13 protein-coding genes and 1 tRNA gene are annotated in these 23,874 nt (G+C 70.0%); 9 read left to right on the top strand and 5 right to left on the bottom strand.

Annotated elements, in window-relative coordinates:
* The first annotated feature begins 88 nt into the window (after positions 1-88).
* The 3 genes from AB0J46_RS18080 (at position 89) to AB0J46_RS18070 (ending at position 3,123) form a co-directional block, all read left to right on the top strand.
* Positions 89-976 carry a LysR substrate-binding domain-containing protein gene (locus AB0J46_RS18080; RefSeq protein ID WP_364332787.1) on the top strand — a complete coding sequence of 296 codons (888 nt, stop codon included), beginning with the start codon at positions 89-91 and terminating at the stop codon, positions 974-976.
* Between the two features lie 177 nt (positions 977-1,153).
* Positions 1,154-2,485, top strand: coding sequence for a histidine kinase (locus AB0J46_RS18075; RefSeq protein WP_364332784.1), 1,332 nt, complete (start codon positions 1,154-1,156; stop codon positions 2,483-2,485).
* On the top strand, positions 2,470-3,123 hold the full coding sequence (locus tag AB0J46_RS18070) for a response regulator transcription factor (protein ID WP_364332781.1): 654 nt from the start codon (positions 2,470-2,472) through the stop codon (positions 3,121-3,123). Before AB0J46_RS18075 ends, AB0J46_RS18070 begins: the two co-directional genes overlap by 16 nt.
* Here AB0J46_RS18070 and AB0J46_RS18065 read toward each other — a convergent pair.
* The 4 genes from AB0J46_RS18065 to AB0J46_RS18050 form a co-directional block, all read right to left on the bottom strand.
* Entirely contained in the window at positions 3,120-4,562 is a 1,443-nt protein-coding gene (locus tag AB0J46_RS18065; protein ID WP_364332778.1) for an MDR family MFS transporter, read from the bottom strand. The two genes, AB0J46_RS18070 and AB0J46_RS18065, sit on opposite strands and share 4 nt — an antisense overlap.
* 197 nt (positions 4,563-4,759) lie before the next feature.
* Positions 4,760-6,790, bottom strand: coding sequence for an MBL fold metallo-hydrolase (locus tag AB0J46_RS18060; protein ID WP_364332775.1), 2,031 nt, complete (start codon positions 6,788-6,790; stop codon positions 4,760-4,762).
* Positions 6,783-12,860 (bottom strand): hypothetical protein, encoded by a 6,078-nt coding sequence (locus AB0J46_RS18055; RefSeq protein ID WP_364332772.1) that lies wholly within the window; start codon positions 12,858-12,860, stop codon positions 6,783-6,785. Before AB0J46_RS18055 ends, AB0J46_RS18060 begins: the two co-directional genes overlap by 8 nt.
* A gap of 442 nt (positions 12,861-13,302) precedes the next feature.
* A tRNA-Leu gene (locus tag AB0J46_RS18050) sits at positions 13,303-13,388 on the bottom strand.
* A 308-nt stretch (positions 13,389-13,696) separates the two neighbouring features.
* Between AB0J46_RS18050 and AB0J46_RS18045 the strand changes: the two genes are divergently transcribed.
* Together AB0J46_RS18045 and AB0J46_RS18040 are read left to right on the top strand one after the other, a co-directional pair.
* Entirely contained in the window at positions 13,697-14,278 is a 582-nt protein-coding gene (locus tag AB0J46_RS18045) for a hypothetical protein (RefSeq protein WP_364332769.1), read from the top strand.
* A 198-nt stretch (positions 14,279-14,476) separates the two neighbouring features.
* The gene (locus tag AB0J46_RS18040) at positions 14,477-16,624 is read left to right on the top strand and encodes a chaplin family protein (RefSeq protein WP_364332766.1); all 2,148 of its coding nucleotides are present in this window, start codon (positions 14,477-14,479) and stop codon (positions 16,622-16,624) included.
* Positions 16,625-16,746: 122 nt separating this feature from the next.
* On the opposite strand, the gene AB0J46_RS18035 is transcribed toward AB0J46_RS18040, so the two are convergent.
* Positions 16,747-16,932, bottom strand: a complete 186-nt coding sequence (locus AB0J46_RS18035) for a DUF5703 family protein (protein ID WP_125641854.1) — start codon at positions 16,930-16,932, stop codon at positions 16,747-16,749.
* A gap of 189 nt (positions 16,933-17,121) precedes the next feature.
* On the opposite strand from AB0J46_RS18035, the gene topA reads away from it, so the two are divergent.
* The 4 genes from topA to tmk all read left to right on the top strand — a co-directional run bounded on the left by topA (position 17,122) and on the right by tmk (position 23,872).
* Positions 17,122-19,806: a type I DNA topoisomerase gene (gene topA / locus AB0J46_RS18030; protein WP_364332763.1), complete on the top strand. Its 2,685-nt coding sequence runs from the start codon at positions 17,122-17,124 to the stop codon at positions 19,804-19,806.
* A gap of 13 nt (positions 19,807-19,819) precedes the next feature.
* Positions 19,820-21,049, top strand: a complete 1,230-nt coding sequence (locus tag AB0J46_RS18025) for a metallophosphoesterase (RefSeq protein WP_364332761.1) — start codon at positions 19,820-19,822, stop codon at positions 21,047-21,049.
* Between the two features lie 72 nt (positions 21,050-21,121).
* The gene (locus AB0J46_RS18020; RefSeq protein ID WP_364332758.1) at positions 21,122-21,694 is read left to right on the top strand and encodes a helix-turn-helix transcriptional regulator; all 573 of its coding nucleotides are present in this window, start codon (positions 21,122-21,124) and stop codon (positions 21,692-21,694) included.
* 141 nt (positions 21,695-21,835) lie between these two features.
* A complete protein-coding gene (tmk, locus tag AB0J46_RS18015; protein WP_364332755.1) occupies positions 21,836-23,872 on the top strand; it encodes a dTMP kinase in 2,037 nt (678 codons plus the stop codon).
* Positions 23,873-23,874 lie beyond the last annotated feature (2 nt).

Below are 23,874 nucleotides of genomic sequence, written 5' to 3'. Positions count from 1 at the left end.
GACGTCGTGCCCGGGGGGTACGGCCAGTCAACCGAGCGCGGCGGCGAACCTGAAGGACCGATCCGATCACCATTGATACCCTGCGGATATGAATGACCTGGAGGTCCGCGAGCTCCGCTACTTCGTGGCCGTGGCCGAGGAACTGCACTTCGGGCGGGCCGCCGAGCGGCTGGGCATGGCACAGCCCCCGCTGTCCCGGGCGATCCGCGAACTGGAACGCCGGCTGGGCGTGCGCCTGCTGGAGCGCACCACGCGGCAGGTCGCGCTCACCCCGCCGGGCGAGGTCTTCCTGCGCGACGCCAGGGCCGCCCTCGACGCGGTCGCCGCGGCGGCCCGCCGGGTCCGGCACGCGGCCCGTCCCGAGCCGGGGCTCCGGGTGGCGCTCAAGGCCGACTACGACGCCGGGCTGCTGCCGCGGATCCTCGCGGCCTACCGCGACGAGGAGGGCGCGCTCCCGGTCGAGCTGCTCCTGGGCGGGCGCAACGAGCAGGCCCCCGCCCTGCGCGACGGCCGGGCCGACGTCGCGCTGCTGACCACCCCCTTCGACGACCGCGACCTCGACACCGAGCCGCTGCTGAGCGAGCCCCGCCTGGTCGCGCTGCCGGCCGCCGACCCGCTGGCCGCCCGGCCCGTCCTCGCCATGGCCGACCTGGCCGGCCGGCCGCTGCCCGACGGCACCCCCGCCGAGCGGGACGGCGCCGAACCCCTCCCCGGCCACCGGCCGCGCCGCACCGGCCTGGACCTGGCCCAGGTCTGCAACCTGGTGGAACTGGGGAGCGCCGTCTGGTTCGTCCCCGTCTCGGTGGCGCGGCGGCACCCCCGGCCGGGCATCGCCTACCGGGAGGTCGCCGATCTGTCGCCGTCCGAGCTGGCCGTGGGGTGGCCGCAGGGGTCCCGCTCGCCGGCCGTGGCCGCGTTCGTCCGCGCCGCCGTCGGCGTCGCGGTGGGTCTGGGCCCCCTTCGTACGGGGGTGTAGCGGGATACCGGGGGAGGTGCCTTCAGTCGTACGTTCTTCCAGGTCGGGCGGCATCGCCCGGGAACCGGAGAAGACAGACATGACAGCCCGCCCGCTCGGGACGATCAAAAGGGTGCCCGGACATCGCAGAAAAGGGCAGCCTGGCACAATTGGCGCCGTGCCGAAGGACGCTGGCAGGTGAGACCGCCCGCGAGGGGCGGGCCCCTGCGCTGGGGCGCCGAGATCGTGCTCGGGCTCTGCCGCTCGGCCGTCCTGGTCCTGCTGACCTGCCTGATGCCGGTCGTCGGCGTCGTCGTCGGCCACTTCGGCGCCAAGCTGGCCTACTCCTGGTCGGCGAACCTGACCGCGCCCCCGTTCGTCGTGGCCCTGGCGCTGCTGGGCGAGACGCTGGTGGTGATCCTGTGGATCGCCGTCGCCCTGTGGGTCGTGCACCCGCTGACCAGCCGCACCTTCAGCCAGGCCGCCCGCCGGCTCGCCGCGCGCTGGCTCGGCCTGCGCATCGAGGTCGCCTACCGCACCCCCTCGCCGGTCACCCGCATGGCCACCGGCCACTGGTGGGACGGCGAGGAGTACCACAAGTCCGAACGGGAGGCCCGCCGCCGCGCCCGGATGAACGCCCGCTTCCACGACCCCCAGCTGCACTGGGACGGGCTGTGGTGCGTGCTCGCCGGGCTGACCGTGCTGCCGGTCGCGGCCCTGCCGCTGGTCGGCCTGGCCGGCGGCGGCTACCTGGCGCTCGTCCCGGACTTCCGCGGCCTCGGCCTCGCCCTGATCGTCGGCGGGCTGGCCGCCGCGCCCTTCGCCTGGCGCGTCCTCGGTCCCCTGGCCGGCCGCTTCCTCGGCCCGATCCCGGACTCGCGCCTCGGCCGGCGGGTGGCGGAGCTGGAGGCCGTGCGCGCCGACCTCACCCAGACCCAGGCCGCCGAGCTCGAACGCATCGAGCGCGGCCTGCACGACGGGGCCCAGGCGCGGCTGGTCGGCATGGGCATGTCGATGCAGGCCGCGGAACACCTCCTGGAGACCGACCCCGCCGCCGCCCGCGCCATCCTGGCCGACGCCCGCGCCTCGTCGATCGCGGCGCTGGCCGAGCTGCGCTCGCTGGTGCGCGGCATCAACCCGCCGGTGCTCACCGAGCGCGGCCTGGTCGACGCCGTCCGGGCCCTGGCACTCGACGCGCCCGTCGAGGTGGCCGTACGCAGTTCCGTGCCCGCGCGGCCCGAGCGTCCGGTCGAGTCCGCGGTCTACTTCGCCGTCGCCGAGCTGCTGGCGAACGTGGCCAAACACGCCCGCGCCACCCGCGTGACCGTCGAGCTCGGCTACGAGCCGCAGGCGCGGACCCTCACCGCGACCGTCACCGACGACGGCGCCGGCGGGGCGAGCGCGTCCGCCGGCTCCGGCCTGGACGGCGTCAGACGCCGGATGGCCGCCTTCGGCGGCCGTCTGGACATCGACAGCCCCCTCGGGGGTCCCACCCGCGTCTCAGTGGCGGTGCCGTGCGAATTGTCATAGCCGAGGATCTCTTCCTGCTCCGCGACGGGCTCGTCCGTCTCGTCCAGGCGTACGGGCACACCGTCGTCGCGGCCGTCGACTCCGGGCCCGCGACGCTCGAAGCGCTGGTCGGCCACCGTCCCGACGTGGCCATCGTGGACGTGCGGCTGCCGCCGACCCTCTCCGACGAGGGGCTCCAGGCCGCGCTCGCCGCCCGCCGCGAGGTGCTGGGCCTGCCCGTGCTGATCCTCTCCCAGCACGTGGAGCAGCTCTACGCCCGCGAACTGCTGGCCGACGGCCAGGGCGGCGTCGGCTACCAGCTCAAGGACCGCGTACTCGACGCCGGCCAGTTCATGGACGCGCTCGCCCGCGTCGCCGACGGCGGCACGGCGCTCGACCCGACGGTGGTCGCCAAGCTGCTCGGCCGCCCCGCCCACGCCGACCCCCTCGCCACCCTCACCGAACGCGAACGCTCGGTGCTCGAACTGATGGCCGAGGGCCTGTCGAACGCGGCGATCGCGGCCCGGCTGTTCCTCAGCGAGGGCGCCATCAGCAAGTACACGACCACGATCTTCGCCAAGCTCGGCCTCGCCGCCGACGACGACACCAACCGCCGGGTGCGCGCCGTCCTCACCTACCTGGGCGCCACCGCCCCCTAGTGCTCGGCGGCGCGCTCCGCCCGGGACGGCAGCAGCAGCGCGGTCACCACCACCGCCACCGACAGGACCGCCCCCACCACGAACGCCAGCCGCATGCCGCCCAGGGTCGCCAGCGCCTGCGTGAGACCCTCGGCCCGCAGGGTGTCGGCCCGCGCGCTCATCACGGTGACCACCAGCGCGGTGCCGATCGCCGCGGCGACCTGCTGGAGCGTGCTCAGGATCGAGCTGCCGTGCGGGTACAGGTGCGGCGGGACCGCTCCGAGCCCGAGCGTGAAGACCGGGGTGAAGGTCGCGGCCAGGCTCACCATGAGCAGCGCGTGCAGGCCCAGCAGCTGCCAGTACGGCATCGTCATCGTGACCTGGGTGAACCCGGCCAGCGCGAGCATGATCCCGATCGCGCCGGGGATGACCAGCACCCGGCCGCCGCGGTTGTCGAACACGCGGCCGACGGCCGGGCCGAGCAGGCCCATCGCCAGCCCGCCCGGCATCACCAGGAGCCCGGTCTCCAGCGGGCTGAGCGCCCGGACGTTCTGCAGGTAGAGAGGCAGCAGGATCATCGACCCGAGCATCGCCATGAAGGCCACCGACATCAGGACCAGCGCCACCGTGTACGTGCGGTGGCGCAACGTGCGCAGGTCCATCAGCGGCGTCCCGCGCCGCTGCAGCACGAGCTGGCGCACCACGAAGACGGCGATGGTGACCAGCCCGGCCACCGTGATGGCGGCGGCGACGCGCACGTCCCCGCCCTCGAACCGGCTGAGCCCGTAGACCAGCCCGCCGAACCCGGCCGCCGCCGTCACCACGCTGAACCAGTCGATCGTGCTGACCTCGGGCTCGCCGGTGTTCCTGAGCTGCCGCAGGCCGCTCCACGTGATCAGCCCGGCGATCGGCAGCACCACCGCGAACAGCAGCCGCCACGACCCGAAGTGCAGGATCACCCCGGAGATCGCCGGACCCATGGCCGGGGCGACGGAGATCGCCAGCGTCACGTTGCCCATCACCCGCCCCCGGTCCTTCTCCGGAACGACCTGCATCAGCGTGGTCATCAGCAGCGGCATCATCACGGCCGTGCCGGACGCCTGGACGATCCGGGCCCCCAGCAGCACCCCGAACACCGGCGCGACCGCGGCCAGCGCCGTGCCCAGCAGGAACAGCCCCATGGCGGTGGTGTACGCCGTGCGGGTGGTGACCCGCTGCAGGAACCAGCCGGTGATCGGGATGACCCCGGCCATGGTCAGCATGAAGGCCGTGGAGAGCCACTGGGCGGTCTGCTCGGTGATGTGCATGGCGTCCATCAGCCGGGGGATCGCGTTGATCATGATCGTCTCGTTGAGCACGACCACGAACGTCGCCAGCACCAGCAACCGGATCACGGCGGGCGTACGGCCCGAACCGGCGGACACGCCCTTGGCGGATGATTCGAGTTGTGGGCTGGACACGGTACCTCTATCGGTCTCGGGCCCGGCCTCGTCACGGCCGGTCTGGCGGTCATGGGTCTCGTCAGCAGTCCTCGTCACCCCCATACTGACCATCCCCACCGACGAAACTCATCGCCGCGTCCCGCCTGGCCTCCCTCGAAGGCCTTCATCAGCCCGGGAGAACCGGCGATGCCGCCACTGCCTCCGCCCGACAGGGATCACGCCCACGGACTTGTCGAAGCGAGACGATGGCCGCGGATCTCAAGGATCCGGCCGAAGTCGCGCTGCCGATGCGGGAGGCCGTGGACCAGCATCACCTGGTGAGCTCCGACTTCGTCGGCGATCTCCAGAAGCCCTCGCCTGTCGGCGTGGGCGGACAGCCGCATCATCTCGATCCGCGCCTTCAGGGGAACGTCCCTGTCGCCACCGCGATCGCCGATGGTCAGATGAGGCGCCTGTTCCTCGACCAGTCGCAGGAGTCGCGCGCCCGCGGACTCTTCGTCTTGGTAGCCGGACAGGAACAGGGCGCTGTGCGGTTCCGGCAGGATCTGGGCGGCCCATTGAACCGCGGGGCCCCCGCTCAGCATCCCGGAGGTGGTGATCACGACGCCGGAGGTGAACGCGGACAGGTCCCGCGGCCGCTGGGCGCGGCGCACGTTGTCGCCGAAGATGCGCAGGGGAGAGGGCCGAGCGGAGGTGATCTGCTCGAACGACGAGGCGATCGACGCGGCCATCCCGTCGACGAGCACGGGGACGTGGGGCAGACGGGAACGCATGATCATGGCCAGTTCTTGGGCGCGTCCAAGGGCGAAGGCAGGGATGAGCACCCTTCCGCCGCCCGCGTAGATGTCTTCGACGGCCCTGACCAGGTCCTTCACCCGGGTTTCCCTTGGTGCGTGGTCCTCGGCGCAGCAGGTGGACTCCATGACGAGGAGGTCCGGCTCGCGAGCCGAGTCAGGGATGGCGTAGCCATCCACCGTTTCCTGGCGAAAACCCGAGATATCGCCGGTTATGACGATCCGCTGCCCGCCCGCCCGGACGACGACGCCGGCTGCGCCGAGGATGTGACCCGCGGGAAACAGCTCCACCGAGACATCCTGGATCACCCGTTCCACACCGAACGGAAGTTCTTCGCACCGCTGGGTGGCGGATGAGACGGAGTCGTTCCGATAGAGAACCTGGTCGTCCGCCCCCCACTCACGATGCAGGCGCGCCCGTTCGCTCATGAGCTTCGCCGAATCCATCCACATCCGAGGCATCAGAAGCGTGGTTTCGGGGGTGGCGATGACACGCACCTCTGGGCGCTGGTCCACCAGCGCGGGAACATAGCCACAGTGGTCGGTGTGCGCGTGGGTGACCACGACCGCATGAAGGGGCCCGGACAAGGCGTCGGTGATGCCCCGGGGCGGAAGCGCCGGGTCGCCCGGTCGAAGTCCCGCGTCGACGAGCAGCCTGGTGCCACCTGCCTCGACCAGCACGCAGGAACCGCCGATCTCGTTCGCGCCGCCCAGCGGGGTGACCCGTAGGTGCCGCTCCTTGACGACTGCCGCCGGAGGCGTGCTCGGCTGCGGGACGACCAGCGCCTGAAGCCCGGCGAAAAGGACCTCCGTATCGATGCCGGCGGTCTCGGCGGCCGGCCCGGCGGGGAGCGCCGTCCGAGCCTGCTGACGAGGATTGCGCGGGTCCCGGCTCTCGGGTCCCTCGTCGCTCTGTTCCATCGGCCGTTGCAGAATGCCGAGCAGGTTGGCTGCCAGCGTCCGGGGGTCATGCAGACGGCGCTGCAACGCCGCCACCTGGACTTCGAGCTCCTCCGACCGCCTTTCGGCCTCGGCGAGCGCGTCGCCGACCTCCTTCAACGCCGTGACAGCGTGTTCCTGGCGACCTCTTGAGGTGTCCAGCTTGGCACGTAGTTCGTGCACCTTGTTCTGGTGGCGTTTGCACTGGGTCTGCTGTAACTGGCGTTCCCTGTTGAGCTGCTCGGCCAGCCGCACCGCTGCACGCACGGTTTCGTCGTCCTGCGACAGGGCCAGTTCGGACAGAATGGCTTCCAGATCCGGGGGGCCGGGTGGAAACCGTAGACGATCCCGCACCTGCGTCCTGAGAGCCGGGATGCGGACCAGCGCCTCAAGGATGACCTGGCGCTGATCGCGTACGAACTGGTCCCGGTGGTGGGCCTGCGCGGCCAGCGCCGGCCTGGCCAGGAAGACCTCGGCCGCGGCCTGGAGGACCGGGAGGAGTGCGTCAGTCACCGAGCGGTCCCATCAGCTGCGTGGCCTTCACGAGCACGGGCTCCGGCCGAAGTCTGCCGTCGCTCAGCGGGCGTAGGGCTCCGAGGATTCGCAGCACCTCAATGAGGTCGGAGGTGGACATGTAGCCCTCCTCCGCAAGCCCGGATTCCGACAGCGCATGCGGCTCGTCACCTGCCGCCGCCAGGGTGAGCCATTCGGCGAGCACTTCCGGTGTGTCGCATTCGTCGGTCTCGACGAGTGTGCGCCAGGCCGTACGGATCACTTTGTCGCTCAGGACCCCGGTCGACTGCACGAACTCCTTCGGCGACCGTTCCACACTGGCCTGACAGGCCTCCAGCGCCAGATCGCGGTCCGCCCTGCCCCCCTTGAGCGCGTGGACCACCCTGCTGATCAGGGACGGCCAGCCGCCGGTGATGCGCAAGAGCGCGTCCTGGCTGGGTTCGTCCTGAAAGCCGAGCCCTTCCTCATGCATCCACTGACGGACGGCGGCCTTGTTGAACGGCTGCAACTCGATCAGGTCTGCCGTGTTCGTCCAGTCCCCGACCTCGCCGTACCCCGCGGGACGGGCCGTGGCGAGCCACTCCGTGGCGTGTTCCGGGGGTGCGATCAGCACGACGGACAGGTGCCCCTTGGTCGGCATGGAGATCGCCTTGGCGGCGGTCCTGGCCATTGCGGCGGCTCGCTTGTACGGCAGCCCCGTCAGATCGACGATCAGCAGATCGTGCTCCGCGCTCTGGGCTGCCCGCTGCACGGCGCCCTCCAGCGTGAGGCCCGCTCCGACGCGCAGCGTCTGCGCCTGTTTGTGCTGGGCCGCCGCGTCCTCCAAGGCCGTGGCCACCCGGTCGATCTGCAAGGCGAGTGAGCCGGCCACCAGGTGCAGTACGTTGCGCGGGCCGAGAAGCCGGGTGATCTGACTGCCAGTGAGCGGCGAACGTTCGCCGTGTGTCTTGTAGGCGTAGCGGTAGGACTGAGCGTCGAAGGAGTCGGGCAGCTCGAAGGCGTCCGCCTGGCCGAGGATGGTCTCGACCTCTTCGGCGCCGCCCAGAAGGTTAAGTATGTGCGGCGTGCGGAGCCGGTAGCGCTCACCGTCCGCGGCGAGCACGCCCAGGTTCACGCACTCGTCCAGCAACCCGCGGAAGCCGTCGCTGGTGGAGTCGCTGAACCCCTGTCGCCACCACTCCTGACATTCACTGCGCAGCTCATTGGCCGTCAGCGTGACATCGGGGCCCGCTTCGAGCGCGTGAAACGCCACGGTATAGGCGATGACCTTGTAACGCTTGTCCAGATTCAGGGTCCACTCAAACCGGTCGCGGAACCCGCGGGCCAGCTTGTTGTCACGCCAGACCGCATCCACGTCATCGCGTGTGATCTCGTACGGAAGCGCCGTATGGGAGGTCGAGATCCGGCGCAGTCGGGTGAGCAGGGCGTCCGCGAACAACTGGATGAGGGCGGGCGCGTTGTTCGCCTCCGCGATCACCCGTGCCGCCAGCCGGTCGGGGAAACGGAACCCGAGGGTCGCCAGCGGCTCGGTGAGGAGGTTGTAGGCGTCCCGCGGGTCGAGCGGACCGATCGCGATCGGTGTGCCGAGGTGGGCCAGCGGCTGATTGGACAGGCTCTCGAACCGTGCCGTCTGATGCAGGCCGGCGAAGACCACCTTGACCCTGTTGTGCGTCTCCTTCATCAGGTTGCGCAGGCTGATGACATTGGCGAAGGACTCGTCCCGCGCGTCCCTGTTGAGGAACTCGTCGGCCTCGTCGAGCAGGATCAGCAGTTGGTGGGCCGGGTCGCCGTCGATCCACTCTCTGACCTCCCGGCAGATCTCCGCCGGATCCGTCAGTGATGCCGCGCCGCCGGACAGCACGCCGGCCTCCGCAAGCCTGCCTGCGAGCCTGGGCCAGAGTGCCGTGACCTTGGCGACCCTGCCGATGTCCTGGATGATCTCCGAGATCACCCTGCGATGGGGATCGGTCTCATGGATCTTCCGCTCGGCCTTGCGCAACAGCGCGGACTTGCCGAGTTGCCGGCCGCCGTACACGAACGAGGAACCGGTTGGGCTGGTGACCTCCCTCAGCTGGCCCTGCCGGCCATAGAACATCTCCTCGGGGACGTCGCCCGTGGGCGCGTACGGGTTCGCGGCGGTGAACGGGGCCAACAGACACTGCGTTGTCGCCCAGTTCGCGTCGGGCACGCAAGCGAGGTAGGTGATGGCGGCATCGTCGAGCACAGCCACGACGGGCGTCGGCCGACGGCGGCTCAGCGTCGCGAGCTGCCTGCGCTGGTCAGCGGAGAGCACCCCGAAGTAGAACACCAGGACCGTCTGGTCCTCCGGCTGGTCCTTGAGCCACTCCATGACCTGCTGGGGACCAGGCGGTCGCCACACCAGGAGCAGCTTGAGCCGGTCGCCCGAAGGGCTCATGCGCGATCCGAACGCGGGTAGGAGGGAGTCGCCGAGTCGCTGTACCTGCTTCAGGGTGATCCACTGCCGGTTCTGTTCGGGATTGGCGGGCTCTTGAACGCCTTCCAGGCCGATCATCTGCAGGACCGCCGCCACCGCGCTCTTGAAGTTCCCGGCGGCCTTCGGCCCTTGCGACATGGTCTGCCAGGTGCGAATGCCGTTCAGAGCCAGGCCGCGGCGGCCACGGGGAATGCCGGGAACCGACAGACCGGCCCGACGCAGGAGCGCCCTCAGATCGGCGTCGGACACGTCGTTGCCGCTGTGCAGGGCGTCTTTGAGGCTCTGGAGCCACTCATCACCCTCTCTCCCGCGCTGCCGCCCCTTGGGGGCGGAGGACAGATCCTCGAAGGCCTGCGGAAAGGCGGGGAAGAATCGCTCCAGGTGGTCGACCGCGTCACTGACCTGGGGCAGTTCATTGCCCGCCTTCGCCTGGGCCATGAACTCGCGCGCGGTAGTCAGGTCCCCGGCCCCGACGTATGCCTCGATCCGCTCCCGGACGGCTGCCACGTCGGCGTTCTCGGCGCTCAGTTCGGCCAGAAGGCGTTCGTCGGAGGCGATCTCGTTGTCGCGGACGCCTGTCATCTCCCGCTCCAACTCCGCCAGCGCCTCCTCGATGACGTCGAAGTCATCGCGGACATCGCTGTCGAGGGCGTGCAGCCGGGTGACGAAGTCATTGGCCACGCCCTCCGGAAGGACACCGTCCCTACGCCACTCCGCGATGCGGTCCTGAAGGTCCTCGATGCGATCGCCGCGCCGTTGCCGGGCCGAGTCCACCGACTTGTCACGGTGTGGACGAAGCTCGACGGCCAGGCCTGGTTCCTCGTACGCCAGGACGGACAGCAGCGCGCGGGTGCCCTCGTGGTCCCCCCGCTGAGCCCGAGCCTCGAAGGCAGCCCGCCAGTCCCGCGCGGTCGAGGCGCAGAGCGGTACGAGCTCCTCCAACAAGGGCTTTCCCTTGGGGGTGAGGCCTTCCGCCGCCACCCGGATCGCCGGGGACAGCAGCAGGTCGCTGTTGAGCACGAGAGCGGGTGGAGGCTCGATCCGGTCACTCTGCCCGCCGTCCAGTCGCCACAAGGTGTCGGCGATCAACGCTTCGGCGCCGGATGCCGCCGCCGCCACGATCGGATCAGGAGAGTTCGTGAGCCGCGTCAGCTCCTCATCGGCTCGGCGGCGGTTCTGGCCCACGGTCGAACGCAGGTCGTTCAAGTGCCTGATCACGCGTGCGACGCCCGAATCGTCGACACGGGACGACTCCAACTCGTGGACCGCGGCCACCCATGCCGCGACGACATCCAACGCCTTGTCGATCTTCATGATCAGCTTCGCGCGGGCGCCCGAGTGGATGTGGTTGCTGCTGCGCCTGGTGGCACGTTGTTTTGCCTCTTCGTCGATGAGCCGGTCGAGCGCGCCTCCCGCCCTGAGCCGGCCCAAGTCCTGGCGTACGTCCTCAACGTGGGAAGTGTCATCGGCGGCCGCGATCGCCAGCAGCCTCCCGGGGCCACTGGAGGCGTTCTGCAGCAGGCTCTTCCACACCTCGGTCGCCAGGGCGAATTTGATCGTCTGGGAGGGGCCCTCGCTGAGGAGCCTGGCAGCGGCCTCTGATGCCTCGCGGCGGCTGACCTCCGCTTGAGACGTGTCGTATATCTGGCCCGACAGCCCTGGCATCAGATATGCACCGGCCTGGGCCAACTTGCTGAAGCCGTCGCCGTACGCGGCCAGCCCCGGGTACGGCGAGAGCAATGGCGCCAGCTCGTCGAGCAACTGTGCCGCTTCAGGAGTGGGATGCACCAGACAGATGCGCAATGCCGCAGCCCATGCCAGAAGCTGCCCAGCGGTGTCGTCACTGAGTGTTCTCATCGACAGATCGGCGGCGGACTCCGCGAACGCGGCCGACAGCCGACCGGCGAACTCGCTCATCTCGCCGGCGATCGCCGCGCACCGGCGGGCGTTCACCTCGGCGGATGACCCACCTGCGACGTCGCGAACCCAGGCGGCGAGCCCGAAGCGCCTGCTCCGCAGGGCGCACGCCTCGGCCTTCAGCGCGCCGTCCAGTTCCGGAAGATCGTATGTGGAGAGAGCCGGTGCCTCGGCCGTGGCGGATTCCGTGGCCTTGACCACGTCACTCGCCGGAGTCGCCGGCTCGTGCGCGTCCGTCTCGGCAGTCGTGAGAGGCGGGGACGCGGTAGAAACCGGTGCGAGTCTGCGACTCAGTTTCTCCTCGATGAATGCATCGAGATCGTGCAGATCGTCCTCCGTCGGCTGCACCGGCTCCGGTGGCGGGACGGTGGCCGTGACCTCCGGCCGGTGCGTGGGAAGGGCCGGCTCAGCATTGCGGAGAGGCGTGGGCGTCGGCTCGTCCACGGGGGGAGTTGCCGTCTCCTGCCCGTCGGCCGGGTCATGTGCGTCTTCATCGTCGGTCAGGATCAACCAACCGTGCGCGGCTGCCGTCGCCAGGGGCAACCAATGCCGCGGAGCCAGGTCGCGGAAGCGCTGCTCTGCCTCGACGATCTCCAGGAGGGACTCCGTGACGCCGGCGAGGCCGATGAGTTCAACCAGTGGCTCCAGAATCGGCGACTCTGTGCGCGCAGCCTCGCGGACCTCCTTCAAAAGGCCCTCGATGGAGGCCGGCCCGCTGATCCCGGTCAGCGACCGGAGCTTGGCACGCCGAGAGTCTGCTGACCGGAGCTGGTCCAGGACCTGCTGGAACGTGGCGACGGTCGGCGTCGGAACCGGCAGATCCTGCCGGGCCTGCAACCGGTCCCGTAGGTCGTCGAAGTCCTGGATGCCGCGCAGGATGACCTCGACGTCCTGGTCGAGTGGACGCTCCGCCCGCTCCAGCGCCGCCCGTACGCGTTCAGCCGCGAGGCAGGCCGACGAGAAGGTCTCGCGCAACTGATCCAACTCGTGGCACAACAGTTCGATGGAAGGCTGATCGATCTCGGTCATCCGACCGTGGGTGTCGGCTGTCGCTGACTGATCGTCGACGGTGTCGCTCACTGCTGGATCCGGTTCCTCATTCGGGAGGGCGCTGCCCCTCTTGTGCTGCTCGTGCAGAAGCGCCAGGGCCGCGTTGCGTAGTTCGTGAATCGGGACGGGCACCTCGGGCAGCTCCGGATGCAGGTTCCGCAGCTCGCGCCAGCCTTCGCGCACCGCCTCGGCGGCCTCGGGACCCAGACGATCGCAGGAGTGTACGAGCAGGCCGAGTGCCATCGGGGACAAGGCCTCGTCGTGCCGGTAGATGTCGGCCAGCATGAGGTCGATGATCGGGTCGGGAAAATTCGCGGTGGTCGCGAGCAGTATCGAGAGGACGCGCGTACGAGAAAGGACATCGGCGCCGGGCCCGCCACACAGTAGTCGTACGCATTCGTCTTTGGATAAATCGTCGTAATTGTGAAATGCGGGCATGAAGTACGCGGCCAGCGTGCAGATCAGGGAGGTTCGGCGCCTGCTGTCGCTGCCGTGGAGAAGGCGTGCGAGCGTCGTGGCCGCCGGCGCGTTCATTGACCGCAGATTGGCGAGCCCTGCGTGGCTCAGGATGGCTTTGCGCAGGTCGGAAGGGTAGGCGCGGACAGTCATGAGATCGTCGCCGGATACCCGTCCAGCCGCGTCCGTCACGATCAGAGCCGCCTTCTGGAACGAGGGCAGCTCCCGAACGCGCCCTAACGGGGCGGGATGCTCACATTCGTCCCTATCGGTGCGACGCTGCACCATATGTCCACCGGCCTTTCGCGCTCGTATCGTAGGACGATAAATCTCCAAGAGGTTGGTGTCGTGCGAAACGCCCAAGAATTGGGAAGGTAGCCTCTAGTCCGACAAAAAGTGAAGAGGTCGCCGGCGCGCTGCTGGTGTGGGACTGCTTGATCGCTTTCGTTCATCAGAGCGCGAGCCGCCTTCCCCGTGGACTGCAGGTTCGCCGCGATCATTTGCGGCAACGGCTGATCAGGGCGGTCCCTGATGACAGGTGAGCTCTTTGCGCAGCTGAGGCGAGGGGCACGTACTGCCCGGAAAGCAAAATGTGGAGGCCCGGTTGAACCGGTGCCTCCACATGTGTGCGGTGTGTCCGAGGGGGGACTTGAACCCCCATGCCCATCACTGGGCACTAGCACCTCAAGCTAGCGCGTCTGCCTATTCCGCCACCCGGACTTGGTGCCTGCACGCGGGACGTCATCTCGCGTCGGCTCCGTAAGGTTAGCAAACTCTGGGGGGTGAGTCATACCAAGTATCGGCACAGGGGAGAGGCGCCGCCTCTCCGGCGGCCCCGCCGGACCGTCCTGATGACCCTCCCAGGTGTCTTCCGTGAAGCGGACCAGCGTGTCTTTGGCCTTTTTCGGGGTCTCTGCTGAAAAGCCCTTGCGGCAACTTTGGGTGCTGCTACGGTTACGGATCGTTGAGGGGTGAGTCCACGGACCGGCCTCACGACGTGAGGCCGGTTCCGGAAGCTGGGAGGTCACGTGGCACGCACGAAGGTCGGGCAGTCGAGGGCGTCGTCCCTCGCTGCGCGCCGCGTGCCCACGACGCTCCCGGAGCAGGACACGACCGCCGAGCGGGCCGACCGGATGGCGCGGTTCGCGGCCGGTGCCCGCAGGGTTGTCGTGCGGGCAGCCACGATGGGCGCCCTCGTGGCGGCCGGATGGCTGCTCGCCGTCGTGTTCGGAGCCATGTCCGCCGCTCCGGCGGCCGCGGATGCCACTGCGGCCACCACAGGAGCCGCCGACGCGGCCCCCGCTCCCCTTTCGGTCCCCGGCTACCTCTCGGCGTCGGACAACGCCGAGGCGATGGCCGGCCGCACCGTGGACGGTCTCAACAGCCAGCAGGATCCTGGTCTGCCACCACCATCCTCCGCCGGAAAGATCTTGGACACCGATGGACTGGTGCCCAACGGTGGTGGCAGCGGCCCGTTCGGGCCCGGTATGGGGGATGTCGCGAGGTCCGGTGTCGACCCGCGGCTGCAGTACCAGTCCGCCGTCATGGCGCGTGTGCTGCCCCCCGTCGTCCGCACAGCGGCGGACGACCCTTCCTTCTCACCTGACTGATCCCGCCATATCCACACGCCCCGGACGTCCCGTCCGGAGAGCGACGGCGGAGCGTGGTCAGATCCCCTCCGCCGGCGGGTGAGACGTCAGTCAACCTGTTCGCGAATCCGAGGTCACCGTTGTGTGCGACCTCGCACGGCCTCGGCTGCCCGCGAACCGTTTCAGGTATCCCCCCAAGAACCACTAGGAGCATTCACCATGCGTACGTGGGCTAGAGCATCTACTCCTGCGGCCCTTCTGGCGGTCGCGGTCATGTCGTTCGGCAGCGGTGCGGCCTTCGCCGACACCTCGGGCAACTCCTCGGTCGGCGGCGGCAACCAGGTCAACCTGCCGATCAACCTGCCCATCGACATCAGCGGCAACGCCGTCGGCGCGGCCGGCCAGTCGTCCGCCGGGTCCCACGGCGGCGCCTCGGTCGAGAACGCCGGCCCGAGCGACATCCCCAACCGCACCTCGGGAAACTCCAGCGTGCTGGGCGGCAACCAGGTCAACGCGCCGATCACCGCGCCGCTGAACGCCTGTGGCAACGCGGTGTCCCTGTTCGGCAAGTCGGACGCGGGCTGCCGGGGCGGCGCGACCGTCCACAACAAGGGCAAGGGCGGCGCCGGGGGCAACCAGACCTCGGGCGACTCCAGCCTCATCGGCGGGAACCAGCTCACGGCGCCGATCACGGCTCCGATCAACGCCTGCGGCAACGCGCTGGCCATCTTCGGCGACGCGACCGCGGGCTGCAAGGGCGGCGCCTCCGCGCACAACAGCGGCGTCGGCAACGCGGGCGGCAACCGTACGTCCGGGCGCTCGTCCGCGCTGGGCGGCAACCAGGTGATCGCGCCGGTCAACGGGCCGATCAACATCTGCGGGAACGCGGTGGCGGTGTTCGGGCGGGCGTTCGCGGGCTGCCAGGGCGGCGCCAGCGTCACCAACTCGGGCGGCGGCGGCTGGCTGCACCACATGGCCGCGCCGGGCTCCACGGGCAACGACACCGACGGGCGTTACGGCGCCGGCAGCGGCAACCAGGTGATCGCCCCCGTCAACCTGCCCATCACGGCCTGCGGCAACGCCGTCGGCAACGCGGTGGCCAACTGCCGGGGCGGCGCGACGGTGCTGAACACCCGCGCCGGTTCCGGGGCGGGCGGCAACACGACCTCCGGGCGTTCGGGCGTGCTGAGCGGCAACCAGGTGATCGCGCCGATCACGGCTCCGATCAACGTGTGCGGCAACGCGGTGGCCGCCTTCGGCAAGGCGTTCGCCGGGTGCCGGGGCGTCGTCTCGGTCAAGAACGGCGGCCGGGGCGCCGGCGGCAACCACACCTCCGGTCAGTCGGGCGTCGGGGCGGGCAACCAGGTGATCGCGCCGATCACGGCTCCGCTCAACGTCTGCGGCAACGCGGCCGCGGTGCTCGGCGCCTCCAGCGCCCACTGCAAGGGCGGCGCGGCCGTCTGGCCGCACAACGGTGTGGGCGGCGGCGGCAACTCGACCTCCGGGCGTTCGGGCGTGCTGAGCGGCAACCAGGTGATCGCGCCGATCACGGCCCCGGTCAACGTCTGCGGCAACGCCGTGGCCGTGCTGGGCGACGCCGCGGCGGGCTGCCTGGGCGGCGCGCACGTCGGCAAGCCCGGCAACCCGGGCGGCTACGGCCAGTTCCTGCGGTCCACCGGCCACCAGGCCGCGGCCAAGAGCGGGCTGCTGCCCGCGGTGCCCGCCGTCCCGGCGCTCAACGGTGTCAACGGCACCGGCGCCGTGCCCGGTCTGCCCGACGTCGGCGGCCTGCCGGTTCCCGGCAACGTGACGCAGCAGCTCCAGAGCTCAGGCCTGCCGGTTCCCGGCAATGTGACGCAGCAGCTGGAGGGCTCGGGCCTGCCGGTCGGCGGCGGCCTGTCCTCGCTGCCGCTCGTGGACGACGCGTCCAAGACCCTGGGCCTGCCCGCCCTGCCCGAGCTGCCCGGCCTTCCCGGCCAGGCGCAGGCTCCGGTGCAGGGTCCGGCGCAGGCCAGGCCCGGCGAGGTGGACATGCCGGCCAAGTCCTGGGAGAAGCGGGTGCCCGTCCGGCCCGGCAAGCGTCACATGGCCGACAGGACCGACCACGTGCGCAGGGCGCCGGCCCGTCCCTCTTCGCCGCTCTCCCCGGCCACCGACCTGCTCTCCTCCACCCCGGTCGGCGGCGCCGTGACCTCCGCCACCGGCGGCCTGCCGGTCGGCAACCTGGGCCTGATGAGCGCCGCCCAGCCCGCCGGTCTCACCGGGATGAACTCCAGCTCGCTGCTCGCGCTGCTGCTCGGCTCGATGTTCGCCGCGTCGGCCACGCTGTTCGCGACTGCCCGCCGGTTCCGGTTCGGCCGTAAGTAGATATACGGCATAGGTCGGTAACCACAGATACCGCTACCGCTCCACCGCCTGGGAGCGGTAGGCGATAGATGCTTTGCCCGTTCCGGGGGCGCGGCCCGGAGCGGGCAAAGCCATGTCCAGGCTCAGAGCGTGCTGCGGACACGGATGACCTTGCGTCGCAGCCGTACGTGCCGGCTCCCGTCAGGGTGCACCCGCACCCGCGCGAGCTCCCACTGGCCGTACTCTGCGTGTTCGGTCAGCAGTTGACGTGCGGCTTCGCGAGTGAGGTCGCGCGGAATGAAGATATCCATGTAGGAGTAGTCGAGCACAACGATTAGTCTCCAGGGTGAGTCAGGGCGCCATGCCGCTCGATGGGGCTTATTCTGCGTGCTTGTGGGTGGACCCGGAAGCTAGTGGGTAGCCCGGGGGAAGGAAATTTCCGCGAGTCGGGTTACCTTTCAGATCTATGCCGACTCCCGGCAGGGGGATTGCAAGCGAACAGTGAGGTAGGAAGCAGCGTGCCAGCCAAGAACGGCAGCTCCGGCGGAACACGCCTGGTGATCGTCGAGTCGCCCGCCAAGGCGAAGACGATCGAGAAATACCTCGGCGCCGGCTACACGGTCGAGTCCAGCATCGGCCACATCCGTGACCTGCCGGAGCGGGCCGACGACATCCCCGAGGCCTTCAAGAAGGAGTCCTGGGCGCGCCTTGGCGTGAACGTCGAGCACGAGTTCGAGCCGCTGTACGTCGTCAACCCCGACAAAAAGGCGCAGGTCAGCAAGCTGCGGCAGCTGTTGAAGGGTGCTGACGAACTCTACCTGGCCACTGACGAGGACCGGGAGGGCGAGGCGATCGCCTGGCACCTGCGCGAGGTGCTCAAGCCGACCGTGCCCGTCCACCGCATGGTGTTCCACGAGATCACGCCGCAGGCGATCCGCGACGCCGTCGCGAACCCGCGCGACCTCAACCTCCGCCTGGTCGACGCCCAGGAGACCCGCCGCATCCTCGACCGGCTCTACGGTTACGAGGTCAGCCCGGTCCTGTGGAAGAAGGTCAAGCCGCGGCTGTCGGCCGGCCGGGTGCAGTCGGTGGCGACACGGCTGGTGGTGGAGCGCGAGCGGGAGCGCATGGCGTTCACCTCCGCCCACTACTGGGACCTGCAGGCGCTGTTCGACTCGGGCAAGCCCGAGGAGCGGCCGCGTGACTTCACCGCGACGCTGGCCTCGGTGGACGGCAAGAGGGTGGCCCAGGGGCGCGACTTCGCCAGCACCGGGCAGCTCAAGACGGCCGACGTGCTGCACCTGTCCGAGGCCGCCGCCGGTGAGCTGGCCGGCCGGCTCCAGGGCACGTCGTTCTCGGTCAAGTCCGTCGAGCGCAAGCCGTACACGCGCAAGCCGTACGCGCCGTTCCGGACGACCACCTTGCAGCAGGAGGCCAGCCGGAAGCTGGGCTTCTCCGCCAAGTACACGATGCAGGTCGCCCAGCGGCTGTACGAGCAGGGTTTCATCACCTACATGCGTACCGACAGCATCACGCTGTCGGAGACCGCGATCGCCGCCGCCCGCTCGCAGGCCATCAAGCTCTACGGCGCCGCGTACGTGCCCGACAAGCCGCGCGTCTACACCAGCAAGGTCAAGAGCGCGCAGGAGGCCCACGAGGCGATCCGGCCCTCCGGCGAGGAGTTCCGCACGCCGGGCGAGACCGGGCTGTCCGGCGACATGTTCCGCCTGTACGAGCTGATCTGGCAGCGCACCGTCTCCTCGCAGATGAAGGACGCGGTCGGCGAGTCGATCAGCGTCAAGGTCGGCGGCCGTTCGGCTTCCGGCGAAGACGTCGAGTTCAGCGCCTCGGGCCGGACGATCACCTTCTACGGGTTCCTCAAGGCGTACGTCGAGGGTGCCGACGACCCCTCGACCGACCGCGACGACTCCGAGAAGCGGCTGCCCAACCTGGCAGAGGGCGACGCGCTGACCGTGTCGCGGCTCGACGTGGCCGCCCACTCCACCAAGCCGCCCGCCCGCTACACCGAGGCCTCGCTGGTCAAGGAGATGGAAGACCGCGAGATCGGGCGGCCCTCGACGTACGCGTCGATCATCGGCACGATCCTCGACCGCGGCTACGTGTTCAAGAAGGGCACCGCGCTGGTGCCGTCCTTCTTGGCCTTCGCCGTGGTCAACCTGCTTGAGCAGCATTTCGGCAACCTGGTCGACTACGACTTCACGGCCGAGATGGAGAAGGTGCTCGACGACATCGCCAACGACCGGGCCGAGCGGGTGCCCGAGCTGCAGCGTTTCTACTACGGCGCGGGCGACGGCGACGAGGGCCTGAAGGAGATGGTCACCGACCTCGGTGACATCGACGCCAAGGAGATCAGCTCGTTCCCGATCAAGGGGACGGACATCGTCCTGCGGGTCGGGCGTTACGGGCCGTACCTGGACAGAGACGGCGCGCGGGTCAACGTGCCCGAGGACACCACGCCCGACGAGCTGACGGCGGAGAAGGCCGAGGAGCTGTTCTCGCGGCCGACCGGCGACCGCGAGCTGGGGCGCGACCCCGTGAGCGGCCACATGGTCGTGGCCAAGGACGGCCGTTACGGACCGTACGTGACGGAGATCCTGCCCGAGCCGGCCGAGGACGAGACACCGAAGAAGCGGACGAAGAAGGCAGACGCCCCCAAGCCGCGCACCAGCTCCCTGTTCAAGACGATGTCGCTGGACACGATCACCCTCGACGACGCGCTCAAGCTGCTGGCCATCCCCCGGGTGGTGGGCGAGCTCGACGGCGAGGAGGTCGTGGCGCACAACGGGAAGTTCGGGCCGTACATCAAGAAGGGCACCGACTCCCGCTCGCTCACCTCGGAAGAGGACCTGCTGACGGTCACGATCGAGCAGGCCAAGGAGCTGTTCGCGCAGCCCAAGCAGCGCGGGCGGCGGGCCGCGGCGGCGGCGCCGCTGCGGGAGCTGGGCGACGATCCGGCGTCGAAGAAGCCGGTCGTGGTCAAGGAGGGGCGTTTCGGCCCCTACGTGACCGACGGCGAGACGAACGCGTCGCTGCGCAAGGGCGACACGGTCGAGGACATCACCATCGAACGGGCCGCCGAGCTGCTGGCCGAGCGCCGCGATCGGGCGCCCGCGCCGAAGAAGACCACGCGGAAGGCCCCGGCGAAGAAGACGACCGCGAAGAAGCCGGCGGCCAAATCGTAAGTAGCATCGACGTGTGATCGTGCTGGTCTTCGTCGCTCTCGTCGTGGTGGCGCACCTTTATCTGTGGCATCGGATGGTGCGCTCCGCGACCCGCCCCGGGCGCGCCCGCAAGGCGCTGACCTGGGGCCTGGTCGGGCTCGTCCTGCTCGTGGTGGCCGCGTTCGCGGGCACGCGGATGGAGCTGGGCAACTGGCTGGCCTGGCCGGGGTACCTGTGGGTGGCGCTGATGTTCTACCTCGTGGTGTTCCTGCTCGTGCTGGAGGTGCCACGGGCCGTCGCGTCGGTGATCATCCGCAGGGGCGAGCGCGGATCGGTGGCGGTCAAGGAGCCGGTCCCGGTCGCGGCGGTGGCGTCCGCCGCCCCGCCGGCCGAGCCTGCCGCTGTGCCTGTTCCCCCTACCGTGCCGCCCATGAGCAGGCGGCTTTTCCTGGGGCGCACCACCGCGGTGGTGGCCGGGGTCGGCGCGCTCGGCACGGTCGGTTACGGCATGACCAGCGCTCTGGGCGACCCGGTGCTGGAGCCGGTGCGGGTCCGGCTGCCCAAGCTCGACCCGAGACTGAACGGCCTGCGCTTCGCCGTGGTGAGCGACATCCACCTGGGCCCGCTCACGGGCGTCGGCCACACCGAGCGCATCGTCAGGATGATCAACGGCCTGCGTCCCGACGTGGTCGCCATCGTCGGCGACCTGGTGGACGGGTCCGTGGCCCAGTTGGGCGCCCTTGCCAGGCCGCTCAAAAGCCTTGAGTCCCGCTACGGGGCATATTTCGTGACCGGTAACCACGAGTACTACACCCAGAACGGCCCCCAGGAATGGATCGAGGAGCTCGACCAGCTCGGCGTTCGCTCGTTGCGTAACGAGCGCGTGGAGATCAGCCACCAGGGCGCCGTACTCGACCTGGCCGGGGTGAACGACCTCAACGGCGAGGCCGTCGGCGACGGGCCCGACTTCGCCAAGGCGCTCGGCGGACGGACGCCCGGGCGCTCCACCGTGCTGCTCGCGCACCAGCCCGTACAGGTGGACCAGGCGGCCGGCTTCGGCGTCGACCTGCAGCTGTCGGGGCACACGCACGGCGGCCAGATCGCGCCGTTCAACCTGGTGGTGGGCCTGCAGCAGCCCGTCGTGTCGGGGCTGGCCACGGTCGACGGCGTGCAGGTGTACGTCACCAGGGGCGCGGGGTTCTGGGGGCCGCCGGTACGGGTCGGCGCGCCGCCTGAGATCACTATGCTGGAGCTGCGCTCCTGACTTTGCGCGACGCGGTCGCCACGTGGTGTCATCCTGGCGTAGTATCCGACCGGATACTCGCAGGAGGTGAGCATGGTTTCCTCCCCGGCCGAAGGGGCGTTGCGTCAGGCGGCTTCGCTCGCGCCCGACGTCGCCTTCTGGGCCAGGCGCGGCGGGCTGCTGTTCAGGCAGGCGCGCCACGCGGCGAGCATGAACCAGAAGGCGCTGGCCAGCAGGAGCGGCACCTCGCGCACCACGCTGTCGGCCTACGAACACGGCAGGAAGTCGCCGACGCTGGAGACCGCCGGGCGCATCCTCGACGCGGCCGGGTTCCGGCTGGCCCTTGAGCCCAAGGTCGAGTTCGCCGTGCAGTCGGCGGGCGGGCGCAGCTTCCACGTCCCGAGCCGCCTGCGGCGGCTGCCGGTGGCCGCGGCGCTGGGCGTCCTGCGGTTCGGCGGCCGGGTCTACGACCTGGCCGATCGCGACCGGCGCCGGGCGGCCTACTCGGCGCTGCTGAGCGAGGGCGGCCCGGCCGACCTGCTCGACCACGTCGACGGCGCGCTGCTCGTCGAGCTCTGGGGCGAGCTGGCTCTGCCGGCCGCCGTCCGTGCCGCCTGGATGCCTCTGGTGGAGGAGATCAGGCAAGAGGCCGGAGTAATGAATTGACGACGCTTTCGAGGGCCTATTCCATGCGGGTAACCTGCACGCCGACCCGCGAACGTAATACCCTCAGCCACGGACAAGCGGGTAATTCCGCGTTGTCTCCTGCCTTCCCATGTCCGGCCGACACCTGGATACGCTGAAATCATGACTGCCCCTAGGCGCGCTGCACATGTGCTGGCCCATGCGCCGTTCCGCCGTCTCTGGACGGCCATGTCGGTGTGCAGTCTGGGCGACTGGCTCAACATCCTGGCCCTGACCGCCCTCGCCGGAAACCTCAACCAGGGCGACTACCGCATGCAGTCGCTGGCCGTGGGCGGCGTGTTCATCGCCAAGATGTTGCCCGCGGTGCTGCTCGGGCCGCTGGCCGGGGTGTTCGCCGACCGGTTCGACCGGCGGCTGACCATGTTCACCGCCGACCTGGCCAGGTTCGCGGTCGTGTTGTCGATCCCGGTCATCGGCACCTACCAGTGGGTGATCGTCGCGACCGTCCTGGTCGAGTGCGTCAACCTGTTCTGGGTCCCGGCCAAGGACGCCACGGTGCCCAACCTGGTGCCCAAGGACCAGCTCGAATCCGCCAACCGCCTCAACCTGCTGGTCACCTACGGCAGCGCGCCGATCGCGGCCCTGCTGTTCGCCGCGCTGTCCCTGGCCGGCGACATGGGTCGCAGCGTCCTGCCCGTGCTGAACGGCATGGACCCGACCGCTCCGGCGCTGATCGTCAACTCCCTGGCCTACCTGGTGTCGGCCTTCCTGATCTTCACGTTGCGGGGCATTCCCAAGCGCGACGGCGCGATCTCGACGCCCTCGGTGCTCAAGCAGGTCGTCGAGGGCTGGCGCTTCGTGGGCGGCAACCGGCTCGTGCGCGGCCTGATCATCGGCATGCTCGGCGCGTTCGCCGCGGGCGGGGCCGTGGTCGGCGTGGCGAAGATCTACGTGGTGGCCCTCGGCGGCGGCGACGCGGCCTACGGCGTCGTGTTCGGCGCGGTCTTCGTCGGCATGGCGCTGGGCATGTTCGTCGGTCTCAGGCTGCTGCGCGGGTTGTCGCGGCGGCGGCTGTTCGGCCTGGCCATCACCGTGGCCGGGGTGGTGCTCGTGGCCATCGCGCTGATCCACAACCTGCCGATCGTCGTCATGCTGACCGTGCTGCTCGGGGCGTGTGCGGGCATCGCGTGGATCATCGGCTACACCCTGATCGGGCTGGAGGTCGAAGACGCGCTGCGCGGGCGCACGTTCTCGTTCCTGCAGTCCACGGCGCGGGTCACCCTGCTGCTCGTGGTGGCGGTGGCCAACCCACTGGCGGCGCTCTTCGGCGCCCACCAGTTCGGCCTCGGCACCATCGCCTACCGCTTCGACGGCACCAACCTGGTGCTGGTCATCGGCGGCGGGCTCGCGATGGCCGTCGGGATCCTGGCGCTGCGCCACATGGACGACAGGCAGGGCGTCTCGCTGTCGGCCGACCTTCTGGCGGCGGTGCGCGGCGAGCGTTACCCCGCCGAGCCGGCCGAGCACGTGCCGGGGCTGTTCATGGCGTTCGAGGGCGGCGAGGGCTCGGGCAAGACCACCCAGTCACGGCTGATCGCCATCTGGCTGCGCGACCAGGGCTACGACGTGGTCCAGACGCGGGAGCCCGGCTCGACCAAGATCGGCATGCGGTTGCGGGCCATCCTGCTCGACGCGGCCGAGCGAGGTCTGTCGGCCCGTTCGGAGGCCCTGCTCTACGCGGCCGACCGGGCCGAGCACGTCGAGAAGGTGATCCGCCCGGCGCTCTACCGGGGCTCGCTGGTGATCAGCGACCGCTACGTCGACTCGTCCCTGGCCTACCAGGGCGCCGGCCGGGCGCTCGACCCCGAAGACGTGTCCAAGATCAACGCGTGGGCGACGGGCGGCCTCGTGCCGCATCTGACCGTGCTCATCGACACGCCGCCCGAGGTGGGGCTCACCCGGCTGGGCGGGGCGGCCGACCGCATCGAGTCCGAGCCGCTGGAGTTCCACCAGCGGGTGCGCAAGGAGTTCCGCGCGCTGGCCGCCGCCGATCCCGGCCGCTACCTCGTGGTCGACGGCACGATGCCGCCCGAGGTGCTGACCCGCCAGATCCAGGACCGCATCCGCGAGATCCTGCCCGACCCGGTGCCCCGGGAGTCCGAAGACGCCACGGGCACGATGCCCGCCATCCGCGACTAGCC

This window comes from Nonomuraea sp. NPDC049758 (assembly GCF_040674635.1).
GTDB lineage: Bacteria > Actinomycetota > Actinomycetes > Streptosporangiales > Streptosporangiaceae > Nonomuraea.
This window is presented reverse-complemented; position numbering and strand designations above follow the sequence as displayed.